The organism is Sphingobium sp. IP1, assembly GCF_002708645.1.
GTDB lineage: Bacteria > Pseudomonadota > Alphaproteobacteria > Sphingomonadales > Sphingomonadaceae > Sphingobium > Sphingobium yanoikuyae.
This window is the reverse complement of sequence record NZ_NOIW01000160.1, coordinates 1-8,895: the sequence shown is the minus strand read 5'-3', so window position 1 is coordinate 8,895 and position 8,895 is coordinate 1. Positions and strand designations below refer to the sequence as shown.

Annotated in this window: 10 protein-coding genes and 2 pseudogenes; 8 read left to right on the top strand and 4 right to left on the bottom strand. The window is 60.3% G+C overall.

Annotation, left to right across the window (positions count from 1 at the left end; translation table 11 throughout):
* Positions 1-266: 266 nt before the first annotated feature.
* Together CG471_RS27835 and CG471_RS27830 are read right to left on the bottom strand one after the other, a co-directional pair.
* Positions 267-800, bottom strand: a pseudogene (locus CG471_RS27835) (Tn3 family transposase); the annotation flags it as partial.
* Between the two features lie 393 nt (positions 801-1,193).
* Entirely contained in the window at positions 1,194-2,228 is a 1,035-nt protein-coding gene (locus tag CG471_RS27830; RefSeq protein WP_010338606.1) for an IS110 family transposase, read from the bottom strand.
* A gap of 151 nt (positions 2,229-2,379) precedes the next feature.
* On the opposite strand from CG471_RS27830, the gene CG471_RS27825 reads away from it, so the two are divergent.
* From CG471_RS27825 to CG471_RS31560, 6 genes are all read left to right on the top strand, one after another.
* Positions 2,380-2,739: a hypothetical protein gene (locus CG471_RS27825; protein WP_037525043.1), complete on the top strand. Its 360-nt coding sequence runs from the start codon at positions 2,380-2,382 to the stop codon at positions 2,737-2,739.
* Between the two features lie 224 nt (positions 2,740-2,963).
* Positions 2,964-3,545, top strand: coding sequence for a DUF4142 domain-containing protein (locus tag CG471_RS27820; RefSeq protein ID WP_010337039.1), 582 nt, complete (start codon positions 2,964-2,966; stop codon positions 3,543-3,545).
* A gap of 177 nt (positions 3,546-3,722) precedes the next feature.
* Positions 3,723-4,271, top strand: coding sequence for a hypothetical protein (locus tag CG471_RS27815; RefSeq protein WP_010337038.1), 549 nt, complete (start codon positions 3,723-3,725; stop codon positions 4,269-4,271).
* A gap of 609 nt (positions 4,272-4,880) precedes the next feature.
* Positions 4,881-5,513 carry an RNA polymerase sigma factor gene (locus CG471_RS27805; protein ID WP_010337037.1) on the top strand — a complete coding sequence of 211 codons (633 nt, stop codon included), beginning with the start codon at positions 4,881-4,883 and terminating at the stop codon, positions 5,511-5,513.
* 306 nt (positions 5,514-5,819) lie between these two features.
* Positions 5,820-6,737: a GGDEF domain-containing protein gene (locus CG471_RS27800; RefSeq protein ID WP_037525041.1), complete on the top strand. Its 918-nt coding sequence runs from the start codon at positions 5,820-5,822 to the stop codon at positions 6,735-6,737.
* Positions 6,738-6,770: 33 nt separating this feature from the next.
* Positions 6,771-6,899 carry a hypothetical protein gene (locus CG471_RS31560; protein WP_257211714.1) on the top strand — a complete coding sequence of 43 codons (129 nt, stop codon included), beginning with the start codon at positions 6,771-6,773 and terminating at the stop codon, positions 6,897-6,899.
* Here CG471_RS31560 and CG471_RS27795 read toward each other — a convergent pair.
* Complete coding sequence (locus tag CG471_RS27795) at positions 6,896-7,267, bottom strand: response regulator (RefSeq protein WP_029547633.1); 372 nt, start codon at positions 7,265-7,267, stop codon at positions 6,896-6,898. The two genes, CG471_RS31560 and CG471_RS27795, sit on opposite strands and share 4 nt — an antisense overlap.
* A 141-nt stretch (positions 7,268-7,408) precedes the next feature.
* Between CG471_RS27795 and CG471_RS27790 the strand changes: the two genes are divergently transcribed.
* On the top strand, positions 7,409-8,011 hold the full coding sequence (locus tag CG471_RS27790) for a sensor histidine kinase (protein ID WP_010337034.1): 603 nt from the start codon (positions 7,409-7,411) through the stop codon (positions 8,009-8,011).
* Positions 8,012-8,160: 149 nt separating this feature from the next.
* Positions 8,161-8,607 (top strand): globin domain-containing protein, encoded by a 447-nt coding sequence (locus tag CG471_RS27785; protein WP_029547632.1) that lies wholly within the window; start codon positions 8,161-8,163, stop codon positions 8,605-8,607.
* 142 nt (positions 8,608-8,749) lie between these two features.
* Here CG471_RS27785 and CG471_RS31865 read toward each other — a convergent pair.
* Positions 8,750-8,895, bottom strand: a pseudogene (locus CG471_RS31865) (hypothetical protein); the annotation flags it as partial.

Here is an 8,895-nt window from a genome sequence, read left to right as displayed (position 1 = left end):
GCCTCACCCCATCGTAATACCAGATTGATCTGGCCCCCTACTCAAGGCGTCAATTCTAATGTTCAAAAGGCAGCTTTTGTCGAGAGCGGCCGTCGGGACTCATTTAACGAACAGCGTTAGTTGGTCGTAACTGATCGCCGCGTCGTGGGACTAAGCGGTCGTTCCCAAGCTAGCCGCTGAACGTCAGTCTACGCGGATTCCTGTCATTCCCTAGCATGAGATGGCCCAGAGACTGGTCGGCCCCTGTGCATTATTCGGACACAGATTCACGGTAGCGGTTTTGTGAGCAGCGGCAGAAGGCCTTCCGCGTCGAGATTGAGGCGGTCGGACCAGATATAATCGCCAGTGAGATTGATCCGGTCCCATCCCAGCGGTGACAGCCGGGACAACATGGCGGGTTCGATCGGCGTGCCCCGGCGTCGCAATTCGCCGATGGCGCGACCGAGATAGCGGCAATTGAACAGGATGATGGCGGAAGTCACCAGGTTGAGGGCAGCCGCGCGGGTCTGCTGGTTGTCCATGCCGCGGTCACGGAAGCGGCCGAGGCGATGGAAGGCGACAGCCCGGGCCAGGCTATTGCGTGCCTCGCCCTTGTTCAACTCGGCGGTGACGGTGCGGCGAAGATCGCTGTCTTCAAACCAGCGCAGCGTGAACAGCGTACGCTCGATCCGCCCGACCTCACGCAGAGCGGCCGCAAGACTGTTTTGTTGCCGGTAGGCAGACAGCTTCTTCAGGATCAGCGATGGCGTTACGGTGCGGTCTCGCATCGCCCCTATCACCTGGGATATCTCGTCCCAGTGGGGGGGCGGTGAGAGGATGGGCAAAAACGTACGCTCTCATGACTGCCATCCGAGACGCTGGCCGCAAGGCTCTCAATCTACCCCCGGATAGCCGCGCAGTCTAAGCGTTCGCTGATTGTTCGTCCTTAGCGTTGCGTGTGGATGGCTCCCGCGTTGCGGTGCGATTTTCTGACGTTCTGACATGCCATATCGAGTGCAGTCGCGTGTCCGGCCTTTATGTGCAGCCTTTATACGGCTGCTGGCCTTGAAGGATTCCGCCAGCCCTGGCCTCCTCATCGTTTACGCGGACTCGAAGTCCTGTACGCTAAGCAGGTTTGCCGAAGCTCGGTGGATCGAATGGCTTGCCTTCAGTCGGTCTTCACACCTCAACCTTGTTTTGCCATCGCCTGCCAATCAGGCTGCGATCGCCAATTCCTTTCTTTCATACTCGACGCCGCGCGTCATCACCACCCATGCAATACGCGCCATCTTGTTGGCCAGAGCAACGGCCACGACCTTGGGCGGACGGCGATCAAGCAAGGCTTTGGCCCATTCAAAGCCTTTGACGCTGCCCGCCCGGACATGCCGCAGCACTGAAGTCGCACCGACGACCAGCAATTGTCGCAGGTAGCGATTGCCGCCCTTGGTAATCTTGCCCAGGCGGGTCTTGCCACCTGACGAGTTTTGCCGGGGCACGAGTCCAAGCCAGGCGGCGAAATGGCGGGCCGACCTGAAGCTCTGCGCGTTGGTCACCATCGACGCGAGCGCCGAGGCGGTGATCACACCAACGCCGGGGATGGTTTCAAGGATGTTGCTGACGTCGTTGCGATAATGCCAGCGGGTCAACTGCTTATCGATCCCGGTGAGCTTGTCCTGCAGTTCCTGAATGTGGCGCGCTAAGACGCCGAGTGTCTCGCGCGCCAGTTCCGGAAGATCGAGTTCGTCCCCTTTCGCAAGCCGATCGACCATGCGCACCACCTGCGCCACGCCGGTACCCGTCACAAGACCGAATTCGGCCAGATGGCTGCGCACGGCATTGAACATCATCGTCCGCTGCTTGATCAGCAGTGCCCGCGTTTTGTGCAGCACGCCGCCAGCCTGCTGGTCAACTGACTTGATTTCGACGAACCGCATTGTCGGCCGCGTCACCGCCTCGCAAATCGCTTCGGCATCGGCGGCATCGTTCTTCTGCCGCTTGACGTAAGGTTTCACGTAGATCGGCGGGATGAGTTTTACGTCGTGGCCCAGGTTCTGGAGCTGCCGACCCCAGTGATGCGCCGTTCCGCAGGCTTCGATCCCGATCAGAACCGGAGGCAATGCCGCGAAAAACTTCAACATCTGTCCGCGCTTCAATTGCCGGGTCACAACCACCTGACCCGCCGCGTCTACACCATGGACCTGGAACACCGACTTCGCGATATCCAGCCCAATCGTGACAATCTCACTCATCGTCCGTCTCCTCGCTCTTCAGCCGAGGCAGTCTGCCTCAGCCGGTGAGCGGGAGCCATCCACTCCATCGTTTGGCGTACCTTCCACGCTATGTCCTCAACTTCACGTCGATGGCGGCACGATCAGCGGCTTCTTCCTGTTGCCACGCGACATGATGGTCGATGCGCCGACAGACGGTTCGCAAGGGGCGATCTACATCCTCTATAATGGCCGACTTGCGCCGAAGTTCAAGGTGTCGAAACCGCGCACTTTGAGCCTTGTGTCGCGTGCGCTTTCCACCGTGCTGGGCGAAGCGGACAGGACGATCATCGATGATCTACGCAGCTTTGCGCAGGAGCGTAAAATCCGGCTCTCCATATGCGCAATCGATGAAGCCGCCCCGAACGCTGATGCGCCCTTGTTCGACACCGGACATATGCGCAAACTCTACACCATGGGAGAAGAGGAAGGGCGGGCTCAAGATGGGTGTCTGATCTCAACCTCTATACATTCACCGATTATTCGCCCTTAGCATTGTCTGGCGCACCCCCGACGCTATGCCCTCCAAAGCGCTCATATGATCTCCATTTTTTTGTTTGAGGCAATAATATTGTGAACAATAAGCTATTCAAGGCGTGGGAAAATTTGGCCGAAGGATGACTGACGCACTCTCTGCAGACCTTCCTTCTTCATCAATGGCGGGAACGAGAGCGGCGCAGCAGCGTAATGCGTTCACCAAACTTTGTGGAGAATGCAATGCGCTATCTTATCGGCACTGCTCTGGCTGCCGCCCTTCTGTCCCCCGTCGCCTATGCCCAGACCATGTCGGGCGTCGCGCAGACCAACGTCGCAGGTGAAACCACCACGGTGTTCTCGATCCAGCCCCAACGTCAGGTCTCGGCTTCCGACTACGTCAAGCTGAGTGCTGATGCTCTCAACTATCGTATTGCAGCTTCGCAGCTTGCGCTGCGCAAGGCTGAGCGTGCCGATGTGAAGGCCTACGCGAAGGCAGACTATGATCAAGCAAAGAAACAGCGGGACTCGCTTTTTGCCGCCCTCTCCAACAAGGATCGAAAAATCGCCAAGCCTACGCTAGCTCTCTCGTCGCAGCGTGCTGCGTCAATTGATTTGCTCAAGAAGAGCAAGGACGATTTCGACAATCTTTATCTGACGCAGATGGCAGATGAAGCTCCGTCGATGTGGGCACTGCAGAAGGGCTACGCTCTGGAGGGCAGCGATCCGGCTCTGAAGCAGGTTGCTACCCTTGCAGTGCCGACGATCGAAAGCGGCTATACCGTGGTCAAGGGGCTGACGCCGGCGGCAGTTGCCTCGCGCTGACCTAAGCAATGCGGGACACCTGAAATACGGTCTTCTCGCTTGATCACCATCATGGCAGAAGTGGCATTTTTGTCACTTCTGCCATTTTGTTGTTACTTGTCGAAACTCTCTTTGACGTTCGGGGTTAGCAGGTCACTTACCGACAGTTTCGGTACGAACAAATTTGAAGAGAGATACATGAAGAATTTGATCCTTGCTGCCGCTGTCTGCTGCTTTGTTCCTACGCTTGCGTCTGCACAGGAGACCGCTCCCGACGGCACTGATGCATTTGGCATCGAGCCTTATGTTGGCGTCCTTGGCGGGTATCACACCTTCGACAAAGATAGCGAATTCGGCTCGCCGCGTGGCGGTAGCATGAACGGCGCGCTCATCAGCGGGATTGCAGGCGTCAACATTCCCTTGGGTCCGGTATTTGTTGGTGCGGAGGGTAACGCCAGCAAGGGCTTCAACGACATCGATTGGGAATATGGCGTTCGTGGCCGCATTGGTGCGCGGGCCGGCGAGAGCGGAATGGTGTTTGCCTCTGCCGGATATCAGTGGGTTAATGGCAAGCGCGCCTACAGCGACCAAAAGGACTGGGTGTATGGCGTGGGCGTCGAAGTTGGACCCAAGGATATCGGTCTGGGCGGCGTAACCGGTAATAGCGGCATTCGCATTCGCCTTCAGATGGAAACCTACGATTTTGACAGTCTGCGGCCCATGGGCGGCGTAGTCTTCCACTTCTAATGAATGGGGCGGGGTTCGTTGTCAAGATCGCGACGGCCCTGACCTACCTCTTGCTCCAATCGAACCTGGGAGATGTTGTGGCATTGTAGGGTATCGAACGCCAGTATAACTACGTTATACAATATAGTCTATCGTTGAACTTTCTTGCTTACACTACCGTCAGGTCCAGCTTGATACTCTATCATTGCACAATGAGCGGACTGCCCTTGTCGCAGTAGCGCACAACAATGTCTCTTCACGGATCGCAGGACACAGGCCGGAACCATAGAGAGTGTCAGCAAGAGCATCGACGGTTGTCGCCTTGGCGCGATAGGCACCGGTCGCCACATTGCCTTCTCAGGTAACTTTCTATGGGATAAAGTTGCAGCGTCTGCAGAACGTAAGACGCTCAACCTGCCAAAAGATAGCTGCGCCGCATAAATGTTCGTTGATTGTTCGCCCCTAGCGTTGTCTGGCGTACTATTCACGCTATGCCCTCCTATAGCACGGATGCAGCCCTGATCGACCGAGACGGGACGAAGCGGGGTGCGAAGAGGTCGGCCCGGCAACATCGGCGGCTTGCGCGGCCTATATCACTTGAGGGCAGGAGAAGCCTGCCCGGAGAATGAGATGCCGCCCACCGCGCCTGCCCGCGTTCCGTCACCGATCGCCATGCCCGACGATGACTTTGGAGCTGCGCTGATTGCACAGGCGGCCGCGCTCAGCGCCTATGCCCGGCGGCTGACCGGAGGCGGTGCCGATGCCGACGATCTCTTGCAGGACACCATGCTGCGCTGTTGGGCCGCGCGCGCCAGCTTCGCGGCCGGAACGAGCCTCGCCGCTTGGGCTCGGACCATAATGAAGAACAGTTTCCTCACCGGTCGCCGCCGCGCGCGTTTCCATGCCGATCTGCCCGAGGATGCGCGCGACCGGATGCTGAACGTGGGCGAGACCCAGAGTCTTGCCATCTGGCTGCGCGATACGGATTGGGCGCTCAGCGAACTCCCGCCCCACCAGCGCGAGGCGGTGCTGTTGGCGAGCCAGGGCGTGTCCGTCGAGGACGGAGCGGCGCAGCTCGGCATTGCTACAGGAACGTTCAAGAGCCGTGTCGCTCGCGGGCGGACCCGGCTGCGCGCCCTGATCGATGAGCGATCAACGCCGCTGCTGGCCGACAGGACTGGCCGCGATACACCCTCGCCAGAGGCCAAGCTGCCCGTCCGCCTGCGGAAAAAGCGGGACTGGCGGGGCGTCAAGATCGGCTGAACCCCGGTGTGCCGGTTGGCTTGTTGCTTTTCTTAACAGTTTGCCGGTAGCGTGCGCGCACCTGCGGAGACGCGGGTGGAGGCGTGGAAACCTCCTGAAACACGAGCCGGTCGAGCTTCATCGACCGGGTGGCGGGCGCGCATGTCCAAGCCACCCGGCCAAAGGCGTCCGCGCCTGACGTGTTTCAGGTTTCCAACACCCGGTTCAGTGGCCGGCACGTCTCCGAAATGGGGCGTGCCGCCGGCTGCACAGGAACACTTGGGGCGGGAATGAGCTTGGAGAACCTTTTGACCGAGTAGGACATGCGTGAATAGCCATCTGCCTGTCGGCCGCCTCGCCGATCATCTTCATTCCTTGCCGCGCGAACGCGCCTGGTTCGCGATTCTCCTCAGCGTCACGGCGCTGGCGCTGGCGGACGCACATTTTCCCCGAATAGGTCTCGCGCCGCTCTATATTCCGATCGTCTGCGCCGCCTGCTGGGCGCTAGGAAGCCGCGCTGGCTATTTGGTGGCGATCGTCGCGGCCGTCCTCGCCGTCGTGCCGCATGTCGCCGAGCTGCCCAGGCTCTCTCCCGCCCTGCTAGGGGCAAGGATGGCCGTGCGTGCCGTCACCTATGTTATCGTCGCCGCCATTGTTCTCAGCTTCCGCCGGTCTTTCGACCGAGAGCACCACTTGGCGGCGCGCGACCGCATGACCGATGCGCTCAACAAGGAGACGTTCCGCGAGCGCGTGGTCCATCGTCTCGATCTAGCGGTGCCTGCCCGGCAATCCTTCCTGCTCGCGATCCTTGATCTCGACGACTTCAAGGGCATCAACAACCGCCACGGCCATGTTGCCGGCGATGAGGTGCTGCGCGCCTTTGCGCAGGGCGCGCGGGGGATCGTCCGGTGGGAGGATGATTTCGGGCGGATCGGCGGCGACGAGTTCGCTTTTCTGCTTCCCGTTCATTCGGCCCAGGAAGGGGTGTATTTCGCCCGCGTGCTCCACAAGCGCCTGTCATCGGTTCTAGCCGGCACGCCTCATCCAGTAACGTGCAGCATGGGCGCGCTGCTGATTCAGCCTGATACCCCGCGCGACGAGCCCTCGTTGATGCACGCGGTCGATCAGCTCATGTACGCGGTCAAGCGCGCCGGGAAGAACGCCGTGGAGATCGGCTGCGCAACGACCGGTCGAGGCCGGGACGCTCCTGTTCCGTCCCGGCTCCGGGTAATGGAGGCCACATGACGAGCGAGCAGCCCGACAGGACTCATCAGAGCGATGGGCGAAGCTTTCGCGGTGATCGGCACGCCGATGGACAGAGCCAGCATCGCCAGTATCGATGAGTTCGCCAACGCGCTCGCTATATACGCGGCGGTGCGCGCCGAAACCGATGGCGATCAAGCTTAGCAGGCAGCATCGAGCGCGCGGCAGAGCGCTCCGATCAGAAGCTCGCGCGACGTGGGCTTGTGGCAGGTCGGGCGTGAGGCGTGGACAGCCGGGATCATGCTGGCCGCGCCCGTGGCGAAGATGAAGGGCACGCCGCGCCGATTCAGTTCGTCCGCGATCGGGAATGAGGTTTCGGAGCCAAGTTGCACATCGAGGCTGGCAACATGAGGCGACGAGTCCAGCGCCGAGAGGGCGTCCCGCACGCAATCGACAGGGCCGACGACTTCTGCGCCGGCGTCGGATATTATCTCAACCAGCGTGGCCGCGACCCAGTAATCATCTTCAACAACCAGCACACGAAGGCCGCTGATCCCGTCTCGTGTAGTCATGTCGCACCAAGCATTTACGCAGCCGTTCCACCGACCAGCGCAGCAACGCGCCGTCTGGCTCTGCGCTCCACGCGGACATGCAAAATGTTCGTCTTGGGCGATCGATTGATCTAAATAGCCGGGTAGGGGGCGCGTAGAGTTATGGTCGATACTGAAACCCGGATTCGTGAGCTTGAGCATCGGTTCAGGAACATTCTCACTATCGTTCGTTCTCTTGTCAGCCAGAGCTTGCAGGCGGCCGATTCGATCGAAGACGCCCGATCGACCATTGACGAGCGATTGGCGGCGCTGGGTAGCGCGACCGAGCAGCTTCTATCCCATAATTGGGAGACCGCGCCCCTCCCGGCGCTGGCCGAGAATGCACTGGCGCACTTCACCCTCTACGCGGAGCGGCTTCGCCTTGATGGCCCCACGGTCACGATCGGCCCCAAGGCGGCGATGACGTTGACCCTCGCCTTTCACGAGCTGGCGACGAACGCGATCAAATATGGTGCGCTGTCCAACGAAACAGGCACTATCGAGCTGACGTGGAAAGTGCTGGGATCGGGCATCGAGGCCGAGCTTTGGATGCAATGGGCCGAACATGGCGGCCCGCCAGTCGTCAGGCCCGAGCGGCGGGGCTTTGGATCGCGGCTGATATGCACGGCCGCAAGCCGCAGCTTGCGCGGCCGTGCCGAGTTGGAATTTCCCGTCTCGGGCGTCGTGTGGACCTTGCTCGCCCCTCTGGCCGCGGTCGAGCTATGATCGAATCCGGATACGGGTCATCCCCGCCGCTAAGCCTTGGGTTCATCGCGCATGCCTGTCTCTTCGGCCCACGCTCCTTGTCCGACTGGATCCCTCCCGTCACTTTGATCGTCTCTTTTGTCAGGGTCTGAAATCCGGAGCACGTCTGTATGTCCAAACCGCTCTCCCCCGAAACAATGGCTTTGGTGAAAGCTACGGCGCCTGCGCTCCAGCAGCATGGCGTGGAGATCACCACGCGCATGTACCAGCGCCTGTTCGTCGATCCGGAGATCAAGGCGTTGTTCGACATGGCCGCGCACGAATCCGGCGCGCAGCCCAAGCGGCTCGCGGCGGCGATCCTCGCCTTCGCGCAGAATGTCGATAAGCTCGACGCGCTGAAACCGGCGATCGAGCGGATCGCCGCGCGTCATGTCGAAACACACATCAAGCCCGAGCATTACCCCACCGTGGCGAACGCGCTGCTCCCCGCCATCCGCGATATTCTCGGCGAAGCCGCGACCGAGGAAATATTGACGGCATGGGGCGAGGCCTATTGGTTTCTAGCCGATATCCTTATCAACCGTGAGGCGCAGCTCTACCAGACCAAGGCGGCATGATCGCCGCAGCAGGCCGCTCCTCCCAAAGGATGTGAGAAGCCGATCCTAGAATCGTGGCTGCGGTAGCCAAGATGCTCATTGTTCGACGTCATTTGCCAGTTTGAGAAGCTTGGTCTCGATGCCTTTCAGGCCGGCAATGGCCTCATGGTCGGCGACTGACCGGGGGCGTTTGCGGGAGGGGGCGGAATCCTACGCTAAGGATTTGGGCCAGCGATATTCCCCGGTTAGATTGATGTGTTCCCATCCCAACGGCGAGACGTGGGCGAGTAGATCAGGCGCGATATGGGT

Coding starts and splice junctions, on each gene's coding strand:
- CG471_RS27830 (WP_010338606.1), bottom strand. CDS start 2,228: ATGAGTGAGATTGTCACGATTGGGCTGGATATCGCGAAGTCGGTGTTC.
- CG471_RS27825 (WP_037525043.1), top strand. CDS start 2,380: ATGATGGTCGATGCGCCGACAGACGGTTCGCAAGGGGCGATCTACATC.
- CG471_RS27820 (WP_010337039.1), top strand. CDS start 2,964: ATGCGCTATCTTATCGGCACTGCTCTGGCTGCCGCCCTTCTGTCCCCC.
- CG471_RS27815 (WP_010337038.1), top strand. CDS start 3,723: ATGAAGAATTTGATCCTTGCTGCCGCTGTCTGCTGCTTTGTTCCTACG.
- CG471_RS27805 (WP_010337037.1), top strand. CDS start 4,881: ATGCCGCCCACCGCGCCTGCCCGCGTTCCGTCACCGATCGCCATGCCC.
- CG471_RS31560 (WP_257211714.1), top strand. CDS start 6,771: ATGGGCGAAGCTTTCGCGGTGATCGGCACGCCGATGGACAGAGCCAGC.
- CG471_RS27795 (WP_029547633.1), bottom strand. CDS start 7,267: ATGACTACACGAGACGGGATCAGCGGCCTTCGTGTGCTGGTTGTTGAA.
- CG471_RS27790 (WP_010337034.1), top strand. CDS start 7,409: ATGGTCGATACTGAAACCCGGATTCGTGAGCTTGAGCATCGGTTCAGG.
- CG471_RS27785 (WP_029547632.1), top strand. CDS start 8,161: ATGTCCAAACCGCTCTCCCCCGAAACAATGGCTTTGGTGAAAGCTACG.